The organism is Stieleria varia (assembly GCF_038443385.1).
Classification (GTDB): Bacteria; Planctomycetota; Planctomycetia; order Pirellulales; family Pirellulaceae; genus Stieleria; species Stieleria varia.
In genome coordinates, this window is sequence record NZ_CP151726.1 from 5,839,000 (window position 1) to 5,856,716 (window position 17,717).

Consider the following 17,717-nt stretch of genomic DNA (forward strand, 5'->3'; position numbering starts at 1 on the left):
ACGCATTGACCGATCGCGATTACCATACAATGTCCCACCGTTTGCCCGATCCCTCCTATTTTTGCCGTCACGCCATGATGCTCCGTCGCCCCACCCCGTTGTCTCTCGTGCTGCTGACTCTTGTGCTGCTCTGCGTTCCGCGGCTTGCTTCGGCAGAGATCGATTGGCCGCAATTCCGAGGACCCGATGGCAATGGAATTGTGACCGGTCAATCAGTACCGGTGAGCTTTGGCGAAAAAGAAAACGTAACGTGGAAAACTTCCCTACCCGGAAAAGCTTGGTCATCTCCCGTGGTCGCAGACGACGTGATTTGGACGACGACGGCAATCGAAGTCTTCCCGACGGACGAGGAACGCGAAAAGATGCTCTCTGAAGCCGGCGTGGAGCAAAAGAAGTTCAAACAATTGGCGATCGCAAAATCCGTTGAGCTGAAACTGATCGCATTGAATTTCAAGACTGGCAGCATCCTTTCCAGCACGGATCTAACCACCGTCGAAAAACCGGACCCGATCCACTCTCTGAACAGTTACGCATCTCCCACACCCGTGATCGATGGAAGTGAGATCTATTGTCACTTCGGCAACTACGGAACCTTTTGCGTCGATCGGCAGACTCGTGAGATCAAGTGGCAACGTCGCTTGCCGATCGAGCATGCCGTCGGCCCCGGCAGTTCGCCGTTCATTCATGGCGACTTGTTGATTCTGATCCAAGATGGTGTCCAGCGACAATACGTGACGGCACTCAACAAAACCACCAGCGAAACCGTATGGGAAACTCAACGTCCTGAGATGGATGCTCCATCGGGCGACCAAAAGAAATCGTACTGCACACCGATTGCAATCACCGACAATTCGGGACGCGAACAGTTGATCTGCATGGGATCGCAATGGATGGTGTCCTACGATCCGGCGACCGGCAAAGAGATCTGGAAAGTGCGTCATGGGACAGGATTCTCCGTCGTCCCTCGACCGGTCTACGGAGATGGCGTGGTCTACTTCTCCACGGGTTTCGGTAAGCCTCAGCTTTGGGCCGTGAAAGTCGACGGCAGCGGCGATGTCACCGATACCCATGTCCTCTGGACGGTGACCAAGAGCATCCCGGCAAAACCTTCACCGATCTTGCACGAGGGATTGGTCTATGTTGTCGATGACAATGGTGTGGCAAGTTGTTTGGATGCATCGACGGGGGATGAAGTTTGGAAAAAGCGTGTCGGCGGTAATTTTTCCGCGTCACCCATTCTCGTCGACCAAAATATCTACTTCGGATCCCAAGATGGCAATGTGACGGTGATCAAGGCCGGTCGTGAGGGCGAAGTCGTCGCTGAAAATCATCTGGATGGCCAAATCATGGCTTCACCTGCGATCGTCAACGACGCCATGATCTGGCGTACCGCAGAGTCGGTCTACCGTATCGAATGAGTTTCGTCGACATTCACAATCAGTCATGACGCGACGTTACTACGTTCCCGACTTGCCACCCATCGGCGGCCCCATCGCGTTGCCGGATGAGGAAGCTCAACATGCGTCACGCGTGATGCGTGCCCAAACCGGTGACCAAGTCGTCTTGTTCGACGGAATCGGAAACGAATCCTCCGCAACGATTCAGTCAATCGATCGTCGGTCTTGCATATGCCATGCCAGCCCACGCGAATTGGTCGATCGCGAACCCGGCTTGCGTTTGCATCTCGGCATCGCTCTGCCCAAACCGGATCGTGCCAAAGAGATGGTGGAACGGTTGACGGAACTGGGCGTTGCACAAGTGACGCCGCTGCTCTGTAGTCGCTCTCAGCGCCCACCCTCGGGCGGCTTGCTCGACAAACTAAGACGTGTCGTGATCGAGGCCTGCAAACAATCGGGTCGAAATCAGTTGATGCGGATCGAGTCCCCGGTCGCGGTGGCCGATTTTTTCGCAATGGATACCGAAACACCACGCTGGATCGCACATCCTGGAGGCCAAGAGATGGACGGATCTCTTTCGCGATTGACCGGCGGCCAACTGCTGGCCGCCATCGGTCCCGAAGGTGGTTTTGACGACGAAGAAATGAACGTGGCGTTATCGAGGGGCTGGATCGCGATCGATTTGGGAAAACGGATCTACCGAATCGAAACCGCAGCAACCGTGATCGCGGCTCACGCAAGTCATTTGCCGATGCGATAGCCGTTTCGTCAATCGCTGTAAAACACCGCCAACCAGACAGTGGGCTCGGTCGGCGACGTCCACTCGACACGGTGTTTTTGATGCGCCGGAATATGAACGTGGTCGCCGGGCAGCAATTCGATCGATGTGCCGCGGCCGGCAATTGCAAGTCTCGCGGCACCTCGCAACAGCACAACCCATTCCTGCTCCGATTGGTCGTACCAAAAGTCCACCGGACTGCAATGTCCGGTGGACACGATGCGTTCGATGCGGACATTCTGATTCTGCAGCAAAACCTCCGTCAATTCAGCGGGCAACTGGGATGGTACGTGCTCGAACAGATTCATGCTGTGTTGTGCTCCAAGGCGAATTGCGGATAAATCTGTACCTGTCGTAGTGGACGAGGTTACGAGTCCCTGAAGCGAGGTTACGCGCCGAGGACTCGTTAATTCGTCCACTACCGGAGGATTCTAATCTGGCTCTCGCCTGTCGTGGATTGCGACGGTTTTACTGTGCACAGGGAATTCTGGCGAATCCCACGACGGAGTGACCTGCTCATTGTCGACTCGCTATTCTACCATCGGAAGCAAAATGGCGACCGTCAGGACTACCGTTCACTTGTGTTAGGAAACGCAACTCGTGATTCAGTTCATCAAGAATCTGAAAGAAAAGTGGAATAACTGGTGCGGCGATCGAGACATGGAGCTTGTGATCCGCCAGCAGATTACCGCGCGAGGATTCTATGGCAAAACGGCTCAACTGAGACAGGTTCGTTTGGTCGCGGTTCAACGACCGGGATGGATTCAAGTGTTTCGGTTCGAAGCGACCGCGAGGGTGGCAACCGACGACAACGACGGCCCGGATACGACGCCCGAGTACCGCGAATTGCTCGGATTGGTCCGTGAGGACATGCGTCAGGATTCATCGATCGTCGAGCTATTTGAGAACGAAGACGATCGACGGGAACAATTCGCCAACTGGAGCGACGGCCTGATCTGCCTCCGCGGCGCCCATGGTCTGTCACGGATCTGAGTCGACCGATTGTCGATCGGCTTTCGGGACGCGAAACGAATTGGTAACAATTTTCGGATGCGATTCCCTATGCCCTGACAGGGCTTGATAATACAGCCCAGGGCAAAGCAAAACGACGCCCGGGGTTGTACTGTACTGGACGAAAATCGCCGAAACATCAAACCAACAGCAAAGGCTGAATAGCAAAATGTTAGCACAGGTTGTCCCCTGCAATCGGACCGGAATCACTCGCTGTCGTTCGCTTTCTCAGCGTACTCCACTTCGATGAGCAACGTGTTCGGTTTCGGTTCCACCGTTTTGACGATGCCAGACGTTCGGTAGCTTCGATGTTTGGGATGCAGGAGCGTCTCGGGGATCATTCCTGGACGCTCCGCACCGTTGCCGATTTCGTAGTCAGAAATCACAACGACCTTGTGTTGCCCTGTCACGGCACCATCGTCGACCTCATAAGTCCCCAGCACAAAGGTGCCATCTGGACCAATCGCCCCGCGCGCGACGATCGGCGGATCGAGGGCTTGGGACTCAAACTCAATGTTTCCCCCACGCAGCACTTTGCCGTCAGGAAACTGCACCACGCCCTGGACCGGGTAGGTCGCCGGACGCGAGGAACCGCATCCGATCGTTGCGATCAACGCGACTGATATCGCAAAGCTGTGCAATGAATTGAATTTCATAGGCAGAGTTTCTCCCAAGACAGACGTTTGTCCCATGGATTGCCATTCCCTAAGGATTCACTCCGATGTGCTCAAGAAATTCGTACGTCAAACCGCCGGTCGCCAGTTTGTGTTTGTGTTGATACCGCTCAACAGCGTGCTGCATGGGTCGGTTCCAAGTAGCTTTGTCGGTCTTCGGATCAAACCCTTTGTCCTTGAGCGCCTTTTGAATCCGCTTGAGGATTTCCGGCGTGATGTTGGTGTTGCATAGCACCCGTTGCCAGACGAGGGTTTCCGGATGTAGCAGCACCTGACGCTTGACGGTTTCATACTCCGCAGGCACGTCGACTCGTTTTTCACTGGCGGACGAAACAAGTTCTCGAACCTTGATCGTCTTGTACTCGGCCGGCTCCTTGATCTCCTTGACTTGAGCTGGACTCACCAACACGGTGGTTTCAACAACCTGCTCTTGAGCGTTGATCTCTTTGCGTTCCACCTTCGCCTTTTCTGCGATCACTTGCTCGGTGTACTCGTGGAACTCAGCAGGCTCTCGGACCAAGCACAGAATGTCGGTGGTGGGTTGGCCGTCGTGGGTCAGGTCCTCCTTGCTGATCAACCCTGAACCTCGTTTCCATTCGACGCGTTCAGGCTTCGTTTCAATCTTGGACTTCTTGTTTTCAAACTTCGTCTCTACGGCAATCAGTTCTTCGTGTTCAGGCGACAGCACCACCGTGACTTTCTTCGTTTCATATTTTGCCGGAACGACTTGGTAACGAACGGTTTCCGGCCTCACCAGCACCTTTTTCTCTACATCCTTGAACTTGGCTGGCGTGATCTCGTAACGAACCGAAGCGGCTTTGACGAGCACCTTTTGTTCGACCGTCTTGTACTTCGCCGCCTGCCGAACACGGATGTAGCACTCACCAGCCTTTGGATTGGGTGGCAACTGCGCCAATTCGTTGGTTAACAATTCAATCTGAGCCTTCACCGGCAACGCTTCGTTCTCGCCCTCTTTCGGGTCTCCACTATTCTTTGGTTTCTTGTCTCCTTGATTGCCAGAGACGTCCCCTGCCGTCTGCTGATCACATTCCTTGCAATCCTCCGTCTTTTGCTTGCCATCCGCGTGCGTCTTAGCCGAGAGCAAGCCAATGCTAAGAAGTGCAGCCAGAATCGCTAGGTGGAATGATCGGATTCGCATGGTGAGTCCCTAGTAGAAAACAATGACGCGACAAAACCTCATTAGCCTATCGGAATCCCCACGCTGAAACCAGTGTCAGCTCATCGCGACCGTTCATCGTTTCGAAATTGGCACACGTTTGCCGTTCAGCCGGGGCGTTCTTGGGAGACATTGGTTCGGATTAGATGGGAAATGATGGCAAGGTATCTTCGACGGCAAGCAATTCGTGGCCCGCAACGGTCACGTGCTCGATCAACCCGTGCTAATATTCCAGCTATTGTTAACCGGAATGCACCCCAGACGCCACGAACCGATAGCTGTAGATGAAGCGACGAAAGGATCCTTACGCGGCCTTGCATCGAGAGGTCATGCCGTTCGGTACATACGCGGGCAAGCGGTTTTCACAGATTCCGGTGGACTACTGCAAAAACACGTTACGAAAATCAGTCCAACTCAATCCTCTTGTACGCGATCTGCTGCTGCTGAGAATCGAATACGAAAAGAACTGGCTCCAGGAGCTGAAGAAAGACGTGGAGTACTACGAGAACTTAGCGGCGGAGTATGAAGCGGAAGCAGAAAAATACAAGGCGGAACTGCAGGAGATTCATCAGCAGCGAAGCGACAACCTGGCCGGTGTGATCGATCCGTTTCTCCGAATACTACGTCGTCGTTTTGCCGCGCGGTATCATCCCGATATGCATGACGGCAGCGCCGAGATGATGGCAATGGTCAATCGCATATTCAACGAGCTGGCCGAAGAAATCAAATCCGATCATTGATGCAGCGTCCCTAGGTCGCCACGCAATTGCTCCGCGAGACTCTTGAGCGACTCGTCGCCGTGGATCTGAGCCAGCAACCAGGGAAACGTTTGCCGTTGCTTCCGCAGCTCGGCTTCGATGGAGTCTCGCATCCGACGGTACGCAGCTTTTTCTGCATATGTCGTGTACATCGAGAACACGATGATGAAGAAAATCGTAATCAGCAGATACACGCCCCAGCTCTGCAGATTTGCCACCGGAATCCCCAACGGTGCAGCCACCCAAGCTTTATGAATTCCAACACAGATCAACACGTTGGCAAACAACAAGATCCAAATGCTCAAGGTGCCCGCGTTGCTGATTTGCTCGTTGGCAACCAACATCTGACCGTACAGCTCAGGGAACTCATCTCTGAGCGGAACGAATTCATGTTCGGCATCTGAGCCGACGTCGTCGTAGCCCCGCAGCGATTGATTGGCGGGCAGGAGCGAGTCGTGATCGGACCGGTCGGGATCGTTCAATGGAATCCTCATTGGCGACGAGAGAGGGATGTATTACTGAATACCATGATCACCTGACGATGTCCAATCCCGCAAGACGCACAGCCCAGCGAACATTCCCCGACGCACCCGTAATGGGATTCGCCAGAATTTCCTCCCCTGCAGAATCCCCTGCCGCTAGCCGTTCACCAGTCTACGGAGCGACCTCGGCCGGTTTGGATTTCAGACCGGCGGTATTTTCGGCGAAAACGCGATAGCGATGAGATTGCGGATCATCGCCGTCAGGAATAGCAAAACGCATTTGTGTCAGCGGCTGGACAGGAGTGTCGCTGTACTGCAGATTTTGAAACAGCGGTCGTCCAAACGGGTTTTGACTCTTCTCCGGAACGTTGGCCAAGAACTCGCCGTCACGCTCAATGATGAACCGGGCCAATCCGCTTTCCAAATCCGCGTCTGCCGCCCAAGTCAACTCGCCGTCCACCACGCGTACCTCTTTCGGTGCTGACGGCGGCGTATCATCCGTGATGTTGGTGTCGTTCACGTACTGCATCCATGCTTTCGCAATCCTTTCGCCCGGCAACCAACCAGCGGACAACGGTTCGCCGTCGAAATCTTTTGCGGCTGTCGCTGTCTTGCCATCGATGACGGCCAACCAAGAATCCTCCAACGACATTTCTCGCAGCGCGTGCCCGTTGGTTTCCGGCAATCGAGCTTGCAAACAGGCGTCGAGCCAGAGTATCGCCAAGTAACGTTGGTTGCCGCACTCGTGAGCAGTCAATGGATCAACGGCAACACCCACCAATCCGCCTTTGCCTCGCACTTCGGCAAAGAAAGTTTGGTTGGCGGGCCACACACCAGCAAACCGACCATCCTTGACCGTGACACCTTCCTTGGTCCCCGGGTTGCACATGATGGGTACCTTCAACGCCGCCTCCGGCAATTCATGCGGCTGGATCGATTTTCGATCTGGATTGGCTTCAAACAACGGAACGCCCGATCGCAACCAAGCCGCCGCGACGCGATTGGGATGCAGCATCACCATTCCGCCGGCCCAGTGCCCTCCCCCGCTATGTCCCCACAAAGCCCAAGGAACCGACGACAACTCCGGATGCCCGGACTGCTGACCCAAATCGGTCAACGCTTGGCGAAAGGAAGCGTCAGAGCCGTTGCGTGGGTCGCACCACATTTGGCAATCGGCGGACTGCGGCTGTTCGTACGACGGACCGACAAGGGCACAATCGTGTTTCTGCGCAAGAGCTTGCCAATGCAAGTCAAAAGCGCCGGTCAAACCCGACTTACAGGATCCTTCGCCGCAACCATGCTGATGAACGATCACACCCCTCAGCGTCTCGCACTGCGGGGGAATCCAAACGGTGTAGTTGACAGGAAAGATCAATTCGCCTGGTTTGCCAGATGCCTCGTAACGCACTCGATAGTACGGCGGTTTCGCTTCCGGATAAACGTCGTACGGAGGCTGTTGCGCGGCGACGAGCGTGCATGATGCCAAGGCAAGTAGTAAGAAGAGAAGCAGGGAATTCTGGCGAATCCCATTACCTGGTCCGCAACTTGCTCTCTTGTTGTTGCCCAGTACAGGTGTACTCATGGTTGCTGTTTCCATATCGAATCCAATAGGTGCACTTTGGTATCGGAGACAGATGCGGTGGCATCGCCTGCAAAAACCTCGATGCTCGGTTGCTGACTTGTGGGGAATATTCTATCGCTGATGACCGCCTCGCCATCGTTAATGAACACTTCAATGCATGAGCGGTCCACGAGCACATGCAAGCGTACTTGGCCATCGACGACACGCGTCGGCGCGTCATGACGTCCGGCAAATGCTGGATGAAAGCTGACGTTTCCGCTGTGTCGTCGGTCAACGTACACCGACTGAGTCTCGCTGTCATAGCCGACTTCGGCGTACTCATCACTGCCTGTACGAATCCTGAATCCGCAGGATCGAGCCGTACCCACCACAAGTGTGGACTCTAGCTCAAAACACATCGTGGGCACCTCGTTGACTTGGGTGACCGTCTTGGGAGGCCAGGCGGCGCCGGTCGTTGGCAAGGTGATGGATTTCATCCTCAGCTTCGTCAACTCGTCGACAGGACGTTGCACCAGTACGTATCGCTGCGGCGAGCTTTCATTGGAACCCTGCAGCGACCGAAGAGACAGAACACGGGGAACCGACATGCAACTACGCCACGGAAACGTGGGAATGAGACACGTCTCCCAGTTGTTGAACCAGCCAATCCAAATGCGACGCCCGTCCTGGTCAGGGATATCCGACCAACTCACCGGCGCATAGAAATCACGTCCGTAGTCCACCCATTGGGCATCTTGAATGGGATGGAAGGAGACACCGTCGAAATGACCGACGAAGTATTCACCGCCGCTGCCACCGGCGACGCTACCGCTGCCCATGTCCGCTTCCAACACCCACAGTTTCTTGCCGTCAGTGCCTTCCACCGGCAGCTCGAAAAGATCAGGGCACTCCCAATTCGGTTTGCTTGGGAAACCAGCCGGTCCAAAACGACTGAGTTCCTGCCAGTGTTTGAGATCCGATGACGCGTAAAAGATCAATACCTTTTGATTCGCCAATGAAACGACCATGATCCAACGTTTCGTGGGTTCGTGCCAGAAAACTTTGGGGTCGCGAAAATCACTTTCGTTGAGATCGAGCACGGGATTGCCCTCGTACTTGGTCCAAGTCCGACCGTTGTCATTGCTGAAAGCGATCTCTTGAACTTGCTTGCCGTGTCCATGTCCCGTGTAGATCGCGACCATGGGCGGCTTATCGCCGATGCCGAGTCCCGACGTGTTCTTGTGATCAACGACGCAGCAACCGCTGAACGCCATGATGCCATCGGACTCTGGAATCGCCAGCGGCAAGTGTTGCCAGTGGACGAGATCGCGACTGACGGCGTGTCCCCAGCTCATGTGCCCCCAAGAATTGCCCGCAGGGTTGTACTGAAAGAACAGATGGTACTCACCATCATGAAACACCAGTCCGTTGGGATCGTTCATCCAATTGATCTCGGGACTGAAGTGAAACTGTGGCCTGAGCGGCTCGTTCAAGTATTCGTTCGACTTGCGATACTCCGCCAGTCGATATTCCAAATCGAATCGCTCCGGTGGCGAGTCGGTTTGAATGATTTGGTCCACATTGATGTGGCCCCAACCACCGGTCGCACGGTCAAAGATCCTCAGCCGTACGTTCTGACCTGCGAACTCACTGACATCCCAGGATGTCCACTCCAATTGTTCTGATTCCGGTCCGGTCACTGAGCGAACGGATTGCCCGTCGATCAGCAACTCCATCCCGACCTGATCTTTGTGTCGCCCGCCACCGATCAGAAATGCAAGGTGGGATCGCTCCAGTCGAAACTCAATACTGGTCGCCGTGCCGACGGTCGAGTCGCCTTCATAGAAAGTGTTGATAAGCCGGGAGCCGCGAAAACCGGAGACACTCATCTGACCGGGCAACGCCCCCGATGCAGGCTCGTCCCCAAACGCTTCGCCAGTGATCGTCCACTTGGCGTAGGTGCCCGATTCAAAGTCATCGAACAGAATGTCCTCTTGGGCATCACATCGATTCGACAACGCTGAGCATGCAAGAACAGCGATCGTGGCAAACAGCAGTAGAGTTGATTTCATGATTGGGTTCATGTGGTTGAAAAGCGAGAACCCGACAGTCTAACTGACGAGGAGCACGCATGTAGCCAGCAGAGCTTTCTCGTTTGACGCCAACACGGTTCGGTTCGTCAAGGCTCCCAATCAGTCGGAGGGTGTTGGCCTGGGCTGTACAAGACTCGGTTTGCCACGATGTTTCGGCTTCATTTCTTGTCCACCGTCACCTCCCCCCAAGGAACTTGGGGGAGGTCGAGCGGAGCCGTTGAGGCGATCGCGAGGGAGGGGGCCTGTCTGCGCAAGCAAGCGTTTCGAATCGGCAATACGTTTGGCGGGGCACGCTTTCGATTTGGAAAATCGAGCGACGATTGTCGTTCGACTTTCTAAGTCGAAAACGAACACCACCATACGCCCGAACACGAACCATTCGCCAGCTGCGTCTATCGACTTCGGCGCAAACGTTCAACGCCTGACTGATGGAATGCCCTGGACATGTTCTTGTAACAAGTTTCCGCGGCCGCGATCGGATCGTAGCCTGGCTTGCCTGATACCATCCCACTGACTTCGCAATTGATGTCGCCGCGGTATCCGCCGGCATGGAACTGTCGAATCAATGCGGGGAAATCGATCGCGTCGGACTCACCGGGCAAGCGAAACACAACCCGGTCTCCTTCCTGCACAGCATCTTTCACCGCAATGTGTGCCGTGTGTGGCAGCGCGACGCGGATCGTTTCGTCCATCGGCAGGTCGCGGTACGCATAGTGACTGTAGTCATACACCATCCGCAAACGACTCGGCTTGCCTAGTTGCTCGATCAACCAGACGGCCTCGCTGGGTTTTGAAACGACTCCGCCGCGATGCGGTTTGATCGCGATCACTACCTCCGCCGCATCTGCCAAACGAACCCACTGGCCCAGCCGATCTCGCAGTTGGTTCTTCACTGTTTCAAACTCGCCGCCGCCCAGTACCGTTTGAATCAAGGGTGGAGCGTCAGGGGACAAATCATGGGCGACTTGCCCGGCTAGCTTCAGTCGCTCGACAGCAATTTCTTGCGACTTCGCATCCGTCGGATAAACATGCTCCATCAATGAAGTCAACTTGAGATGAGAATCCGCAAGCTGCATCCGCAACGCCTTGCGACGCTCTTGACTCAACATGGCCGAGTCCGCGTCATAGTCCGTACGCACGGCCAACTCAACGGCGTCGTATCCGATTCGATCCAACTCAGCGATGGCTTGCTCACTTGTCAAGCTCTTCATTCCGTAGGTGCTGAAGCCGAGTGTACAACTCGCGTCGGTTTCGGCGACTGCCGCAATGGTGTTTCCCGAAGCGAGCACGCCGAAGGCAACGCCGGTGCCGATCATCGCGCGACGTGACAGTCGGTTCTGGTCAACCGTTTTGTCAGCGATAGGTTCTCTTTCGGCCATGAATGGTCCTCTCATAGTTGGTGGTGGGATCCTGGCAATGGGATTCGCCAGAATTCCCGTCGAATATTGAGCCGTTTCTTGTTCGCTGTCGCCTCTTCCAAGGAACCTGGGAGAGGTCGAGCAGATTGCGGAACGCTAACCCGGATTATTCATGCGGATGATTGATTTTAACGCAAACAGATTCTTGACAATGAGTTGTGACATCGTTGGGAAATGCAGATTGTTTCTCCTAACCCGACGCATAAGCGAGGGATTCACCGAGTATCCCTCGCTTACGCGTCGGGTTATGAATCATCCGGGCTAACGAATTGGAAACTCGAGCGATCGTCACTCTACTTGCCAACTATCGTAGTTCACCCTCGTACGCGTCGCGAATGATTTGCACGGTATGACGTACCTTGATGTTCGAGCCTCGTCTCTGCAGGTGATTGGCCAATTGCGTCATGCAGCCGATGTTCCCCGTGGCGACGTAATCACATCCTGTCTCGATCACTCGATCTGCTTTTTGTTGGCCCAGCGAAGCAGCTATCTCCGGTTGGTCCATGCTGTAGGTTCCAGCCGAACCACAACAAAGATGCAAATCCACCAACTCCACGAGTTCGATCCCTGGAATCAAGTGCAACAGCGAACGAGGCTCTCGGCGTATACCCTGAGCGTTGGCAAGGTGACACGCATCGTGATAGGCGACGCGAACTTTGCGGCCAGGATTCGCGATGGGCAGCAACTCGCCCAAGCGAGACAGGTACACGGAAACGTCGCAGACTCGACTCGCAAATTGCTTTGCCGCGTCTTCATACTCGGTCCCTCGCAACATCAGTGGATACTCGTGCATTCCGGAACCGCAACCCGCGGCGTTGGTCACGATGGCGTCGACGTCCTCGGGAAACGCGTGCAAGTTGTTGACCGCAAACTTGGTTGCCTGTTTGTGGTTGCCGACATGCCAGCTCAACGCTCCGCAGCAACCTTGACTCTGCGGCAGCACCACTTCGACACCGTTGCGTGTCAGAACATCGATCGTTGCCAGATTGATGTCGGGATCCAAAACGGTCTGCGCACATCCGGTCAACAACGCGACACGGCCGCGACGTTTCCCAATCGACGGATAGGACGCTGCGAGCGTTTGGTTGCTCGGCAGTTTGGCCGGCAGCAAGTCCAGCATCACCCGCATCGGGCCGGGCAGCCACTTGGCGATGGGCTTGGCAAATCGCCCCATCAGCGCGGCCAATCGAAATCTGCCGGGATACGGCAGCGTCATTTGCGCCGCCGTCCGTTGAAATCGCTGCCCCAGCGATTGCGGACGATCCGCTTGCGTGAGCGCACGAAACGGACTGATCAATTCACCATACTTCACACCCGATGGGCATGCCGGTTCACAAGCGAGGCATCCCAAGCAAGCGTCGATGTGTGGAGCGGCTTGTGCCAACGGCAACGTTCCCTCCAAGACTTCTTTCATCAAGATGATCCGCCCCCGCGGCGAATCCGTTTCCTGCTGCAATTCCTTGTAGGTCGGGCAAGCTGCCAAGCAGAATCCGCAATGCACGCAGGTGCTGACGGCATCGGCCATCGCCTGCCCCATCGGACCGTGTTCGTCGGGTTTGATTTCGTGCCGCATGCTTTCTACGGAAACCTCGCAAGGGGATCGAACGCGGTCTTCAGCCGTCGCTCCATGTCAGTGGGCTGGCGATCGGAGAGAAACGCATCACTCTCTGGAATCAATCCACGCAGCATCAGACCGGTCGCGGCAATCGATTGGTCAGGAGGCGATTTCGCCGACATCCAGGCGGTGGTCATCGCCGCACTGCCGTGGACACGCACTTCGTCGTCGGCTTGCTCATCCGCCCATTTCGCCAGACGAACAAACTCGACGGGCGTCGTCGGTGTTTTCCAAACGAACTCGTCACCGCCATCAAATCGCAACTCGTTCACACTGCTCCAAAACCGATTTGCATCATCACGATCCAATCGAACCGTCGACCGATCCAAGAAGCGACCAACATCTTCCGCCAGCGATTCGATAACCGGTTGGTCGCCGGCAATTCGGACATAAACGGTGCGGCTGCCAGCAACGTAGTCCAACGCATCGAGCTCCCATCGGCCAAGTGCTAGTTTCGAGATCAACGCGGCAGCCGACTCGTGCGAGTCACAATCCATGCGAAACGTCAGTCGATCGACCGGACGCGGAAAAACCTTGAAAGTCAACTCGGTGATGATTCCCAATCGCCCCAGGCTGCCGACAAGTAACTTTGGAATGTCAAACCCGGCCGCATTTTTGACGACTTTGCCTCCACCGCAAATCAACTCGCCGTGACCATCCAAAAAACGGACGCCGAGCAGAAAATCTCTGATGCTGCCGAATCGAAAACGACCTGGACCACTCAACCCTGCCGCAACGGTGCCACCGATCGTTGCACCGGACTGAACCAACATCGGATCAAACGGCAAGTACTGTCCGCGATCTGAAAGTGTGCTCGTGATCTCCGCAACCGATGTGCCCGCTAATACGGTAATGGTGAATTCAGACGGTTCGTATTGCATGACACCGGACAAATTCGCGGTCGACACCAATCGGTGAGACTTAGCGAACGGTTGCCAAAGTGGTGGCTTGGTTTGATTGCCGACGACCAACACGTGCGGTTGCTCTCGAACAAACGCCTGCAACTCGTCAACCGATCGCGGCGCATCCACTTGCAACGAATCACTCACGGCTGATCACTCCCGATTTCTCCAATGGGTGCAGACCGTGCGTCGTCAACGCGGGCGCTTCCGTGCCAGGAAACATCTTGCCGGGATTGCATATCAAGTTCGGATCAAACGCTTGCCGGATCCGATGCATGAAATCCATGCTGGCAGCGTCAAACATCTCTGGCAAATACTCTCGTTTCTCCACCCCGACGCCATGTTCCCCCGTGATCGAGCCGCCCATCTCGATGCACATCCGCAAGATCTGCCCCGCCAACGCTTCGGCTCTCGCCAGCGCACCGGACTCGCGATCGTCAAACATGATCAGCGGATGCAGGTTGCCGTCACCGGCATGAAACACGTTGGCGACCCGCAATCCGCTCTCCTTGGCAAACGCTTGGATTCGCACGAGTGCTTCACCGAGCCGTTTGCGGGGCACCACACCGTCTTGAACCAGGAAATCCGGCGACAGACGGCCGACCGCCGAGAACGCGCTCTTTCGTCCTTTCCAAATGAACAAACGATCGGCTTCGTCCACCGCCACCCGCTGAGCGAACGGATTGGTCTTTGCGATCACTTCTTCGAGCCGCTTTCGCTCGTGCTGTAGTTTCTCATCGGGGCCTTCCAGCTCGACAATCAAAACGGCTTGGGCACCCTCCGGATACCCGCACGCGACCGCCGCTTCAGCGGCTTCGATCGACAACGCATCCATGATCTCCATCGCACCCGGCAACAGGCCCGCATCGATCACGGCCGAAACCGCGTCCCCGGCGTCTTTGAGGCTGTGGTATCCCACCAGCACCGTGTGAAAACGTTGCGGGCGTGGCAACAAACGCAATGTGATCTCCAACGCTACGCCAAACAATCCTTCGCTGCCACAAAACAACCCGGTGAAGTCCGGCTGGATGCTGTCCGTGCTGGGGCCGCCCATCGTGACGACTTCGCCCGTTCCCAAGACGGCTTTGATGCCCAACACGTGGTTGGAGGTCATTCCGTATTTCAAACAGTGGGCGCCGCCGGAGTTGAACGCGACGTTGCCGCCGATCGTACAGATTGTTTGACTTGATGGGTCCGGTGCGTAATACAAACCGTGCGGCGCCGCGGCTGCCGAAACATCCAGATTGATGACGCCCGGCTCGACGACCGCGATTCGCTGATCGGGATCGACGCTGATGATTCGTTTCAAGCGGTTCAGCGAAATCACGATGCCATCGGCGATGGGCAGCGAGCCACCGGAAAGACTCGTGCCGCTACCACGCGCAACAAACGGTACCCGATGCTCGTTGCACCAACGCACCGTCGCGATGACCTCGTCCGCATTCTCCGGCATCACCACGGCGAGCGGTCTTTGGCGAAACGCCGTCAGACCGTCCGACTCAAACGCAGCGAGAAAAGCGGCGTCTTCGGTGAAACGATCTGGCGGGTAAATCTGACGGAGAGACTGAAGCTGTTTCATCACACGATCGAGGTTCGATCAGTCTTCATCCTTGAGCGATGCCAGGACACTGAGATCCTCCAACGTTGACGTGTCGCCTGTGGCTTCGTGACCAGCCGCGATGTCACGCAACAGACGCCGCATGATCTTGCCGCTACGTGTTTTGGGCAACGAGGCGGTAAAGCGAATGTCGTCTGGATTTGCCAAGGCACCGATCTGCTTGCGGACGTGCAATCGAAGCTCTTTCTTGAGTTCTTCGTCCGGTTCACGATCGCGGATGGTGACGAAGGCGGCAATCGCTTGCCCCTTTAGATCGTCGGGCCGCCCCACCACCGCAGCTTCGCAAACGGCTTCATGACTGACCAATGCACTTTCGACTTCGATGGTACTCAAGCGGTGGCCCGAGACATTGATCACGTCGTCGATCCGTCCCATGATCCAGTAGTATCCGTCGTCGTCACAGCGGGCGTTGTCGCCGGTCAAGTATTTTCCAGGAACCATCGTCCAATACTGCTCGGCATATCGTTTTTCGTCACCCCAGATGCCACGCAGCATTCCCGGCCAAGGCTGTGCGATACACAGCATGCCGCCGTGATTTGGCTCCACGGGTTGTCCGGACTCGTCAACGATTTCGGGAATGACGCCGGGCAACGGAGTCGTGCAAGATCCCGGTTTGGTTGACGTGATGCCGGGCAGCGGGCTCATCATGATGCCGCCGGTTTCGGTTTGCCACCAAGTATCAACGATGGGGCAGTTCTTTCCGCCGATCTTTTCGTGATACCACATCCAGGCTTCCGGATTGATGCCTTCGCCGACGCTGCCCAACAAACGCAAGCTCGAAAGGTCATGTTTCTCGACGTGCTCGTCGCCCCATTTGATGAACGCACGGATCGCCGTCGGTGCGGTGTACAACGTCGTGACCTTGTACTTTTCCACCAGGTCCCAAAATCGATCTTCTTGCGGATGATTCGGTGCACCCTCATACATCAAACAAGTCGCACCGGCCGACAGGGGACCGTAGACAACGTAACTGTGCCCCGTGATCCAACCGCAGTCCGCCGTGCACCAATAGACGTCGTCTTCCTGATGATCAAACACCCATTGAAACGTTCGCTTGGCCCAAAGGTTATATCCGGCGGTCGTGTGCAGAATGCCCTTCGGCTTTCCAGTACTGCCGGACGTGTACAAGATGAACAAAGGCGCTTCGCTATCCAGCGGCTCGGCGGGCAAGTCACCGATTTGAGTTTCAACGACATCGTGCCACCAAACGTCACGGCCTTCCGTCATCGACACGCCATCTTGGCCAATACGTCGTAGCACAAGGCACTTTTCCACCGTGGGTGATTTCGCCAAGGCTTCGTCAACGGTCTCTTTCAACGGCAAGACCTTTCCGCGGCGGTACAAACCGTCGGCGGTCACCATGACCTTGGCACTCGCATCATTGTTTCGATCGGCGATCGACTCGGCACTGAACCCGGCAAAGATCACCGAGTGGACCGCGCCGATGCGAGCACAGGCCAACATGGTGATCGCCAACTCTGGCGTCATTGGCATGTAGACGCTCACCACATCTCCTTGATTGACCCCCAAGGCACGCAGCCCTTCGGCGCACTTACAGACTTCGGTGCGTAGCTCACGGTAGGTCAGCGTTCGCGTGTCACCCGGCTCGCCTTCCCACAGAATCGCCACGCGGTCGCCCAGACCATTGTCGATGTTACGATCCAAGCAGTTGTAGCTCGCGTTCGTCTTTCCATTGACAAACCATTTGGCGTTGGGAGACTGCCACTGGCACACGGTGTCAAACGGTTCAAACCAATGCAGGTGCTCCTGTGCTTCTTTGCCCCAAAAACCGTCTCGGTCATCACGTGCCGCCGCGTACAGCTCTTCGTACTGAGCTTTAGAGGCGACGACGGCCTTCTCCGTGAACTTGGCCGGCGGTGGAAACAAGCGTTCTTCGATCAATACGTGATCGATTTGACCCGACGAGGAATCAGCCATCAGTGTGCATCCGGATGATGAGAGAAACGGTGGAAGGTTTTTAATCGAGGAAGGCACAGTTTAGCGGATTTCTCTGTTGCGTGTGCATCGCCGAAGAACACCAAAACGCAAAAACCTCGCCCGGGGGTTCCCCGCGCGAGGCAATGATAGGACTTGGCAACGAATGTTTTGAAGGATCGTGATCTAGCCCGGATTATCTATGCGAACGATTGGCTTTAGCGTATACAAGTTGTTTTTCATAACCCGAAGGGATTTGCCGAGTATCCCTCGCTAACGCGTCGGGTTATGAATAATC

15 protein-coding genes are annotated in these 17,717 nt (G+C 55.7%); 4 read left to right on the forward strand and 11 right to left on the reverse strand.

The window, feature by feature from the left end; translation table 11 throughout:
- Positions 1-74: 74 nt before the first annotated feature.
- Both Pla52nx_RS19680 and Pla52nx_RS19685 read left to right on the forward strand, forming a co-directional pair.
- Complete coding sequence (locus Pla52nx_RS19680; protein WP_146520612.1) at positions 75-1,418, forward strand: PQQ-binding-like beta-propeller repeat protein; 1,344 nt, start codon at positions 75-77, stop codon at positions 1,416-1,418.
- A gap of 25 nt (positions 1,419-1,443) precedes the next feature.
- Positions 1,444-2,157 carry an RsmE family RNA methyltransferase gene (locus tag Pla52nx_RS19685; protein WP_146520611.1) on the forward strand — a complete coding sequence of 238 codons (714 nt, stop codon included), beginning with the start codon at positions 1,444-1,446 and terminating at the stop codon, positions 2,155-2,157.
- 8 nt (positions 2,158-2,165) lie between these two features.
- On the opposite strand, the gene Pla52nx_RS19690 is transcribed toward Pla52nx_RS19685, so the two are convergent.
- Positions 2,166-2,483, reverse strand: a complete 318-nt coding sequence (locus Pla52nx_RS19690; protein WP_146520610.1) for a cupin domain-containing protein — start codon at positions 2,481-2,483, stop codon at positions 2,166-2,168.
- Between the two features lie 292 nt (positions 2,484-2,775).
- Between Pla52nx_RS19690 and Pla52nx_RS19695 the strand changes: the two genes are divergently transcribed.
- Positions 2,776-3,168, forward strand: coding sequence for a hypothetical protein (locus Pla52nx_RS19695; RefSeq protein ID WP_146520609.1), 393 nt, complete (start codon positions 2,776-2,778; stop codon positions 3,166-3,168).
- A 224-nt stretch (positions 3,169-3,392) separates the two neighbouring features.
- On the opposite strand, the gene Pla52nx_RS19700 is transcribed toward Pla52nx_RS19695, so the two are convergent.
- Both Pla52nx_RS19700 and Pla52nx_RS19705 read right to left on the reverse strand, forming a co-directional pair.
- Positions 3,393-3,842, reverse strand: coding sequence for a hypothetical protein (locus Pla52nx_RS19700; protein WP_231742035.1), 450 nt, complete (start codon positions 3,840-3,842; stop codon positions 3,393-3,395).
- Positions 3,843-3,891: 49 nt separating this feature from the next.
- A complete protein-coding gene (locus tag Pla52nx_RS19705; protein ID WP_146520608.1) occupies positions 3,892-5,019 on the reverse strand; it encodes a hypothetical protein in 1,128 nt (375 codons plus the stop codon).
- Positions 5,020-5,321: 302 nt separating this feature from the next.
- On the opposite strand from Pla52nx_RS19705, the gene Pla52nx_RS19710 reads away from it, so the two are divergent.
- A complete protein-coding gene (locus Pla52nx_RS19710) occupies positions 5,322-5,777 on the forward strand; it encodes a hypothetical protein (protein ID WP_146520607.1) in 456 nt (151 codons plus the stop codon).
- On the opposite strand, the gene Pla52nx_RS19715 is transcribed toward Pla52nx_RS19710, so the two are convergent.
- The 8 genes from Pla52nx_RS19715 to acs all read right to left on the reverse strand — a co-directional run bounded on the left by Pla52nx_RS19715 (position 5,771) and on the right by acs (position 17,422).
- Positions 5,771-6,289 (reverse strand): hypothetical protein, encoded by a 519-nt coding sequence (locus tag Pla52nx_RS19715; protein ID WP_342190205.1) that lies wholly within the window; start codon positions 6,287-6,289, stop codon positions 5,771-5,773. The genes Pla52nx_RS19710 and Pla52nx_RS19715 overlap by 7 nt on opposite strands.
- Before the next feature lie 160 nt (positions 6,290-6,449).
- Positions 6,450-7,859, reverse strand: a complete 1,410-nt coding sequence (locus tag Pla52nx_RS19720) for a hypothetical protein (RefSeq protein WP_231742034.1) — start codon at positions 7,857-7,859, stop codon at positions 6,450-6,452.
- Entirely contained in the window at positions 7,856-9,910 is a 2,055-nt protein-coding gene (locus tag Pla52nx_RS19725; RefSeq protein ID WP_197454669.1) for a glycoside hydrolase family 32 protein, read from the reverse strand. The genes Pla52nx_RS19720 and Pla52nx_RS19725 overlap by 4 nt, the downstream gene beginning before the upstream one ends.
- A 413-nt stretch (positions 9,911-10,323) precedes the next feature.
- Positions 10,324-11,310: a sugar phosphate isomerase/epimerase family protein gene (locus Pla52nx_RS19730; protein WP_197454668.1), complete on the reverse strand. Its 987-nt coding sequence runs from the start codon at positions 11,308-11,310 to the stop codon at positions 10,324-10,326.
- A 343-nt stretch (positions 11,311-11,653) separates the two neighbouring features.
- Positions 11,654-12,922 (reverse strand): (Fe-S)-binding protein, encoded by a 1,269-nt coding sequence (locus Pla52nx_RS19735; protein WP_146520603.1) that lies wholly within the window; start codon positions 12,920-12,922, stop codon positions 11,654-11,656.
- A gap of 5 nt (positions 12,923-12,927) precedes the next feature.
- Positions 12,928-14,013 carry an FAD-binding protein gene (locus Pla52nx_RS19740; protein ID WP_197454667.1) on the reverse strand — a complete coding sequence of 362 codons (1,086 nt, stop codon included), beginning with the start codon at positions 14,011-14,013 and terminating at the stop codon, positions 12,928-12,930.
- Positions 14,006-15,445 carry an FAD-binding oxidoreductase gene (locus Pla52nx_RS19745; protein ID WP_146520602.1) on the reverse strand — a complete coding sequence of 480 codons (1,440 nt, stop codon included), beginning with the start codon at positions 15,443-15,445 and terminating at the stop codon, positions 14,006-14,008. The genes Pla52nx_RS19740 and Pla52nx_RS19745 overlap by 8 nt, the downstream gene beginning before the upstream one ends.
- An 18-nt stretch (positions 15,446-15,463) precedes the next feature.
- Complete coding sequence (gene acs, locus Pla52nx_RS19750; RefSeq protein ID WP_146520601.1) at positions 15,464-17,422, reverse strand: acetate--CoA ligase; 1,959 nt, start codon at positions 17,420-17,422, stop codon at positions 15,464-15,466.
- Between the last annotated feature and the right edge of the window lie 295 nt (positions 17,423-17,717).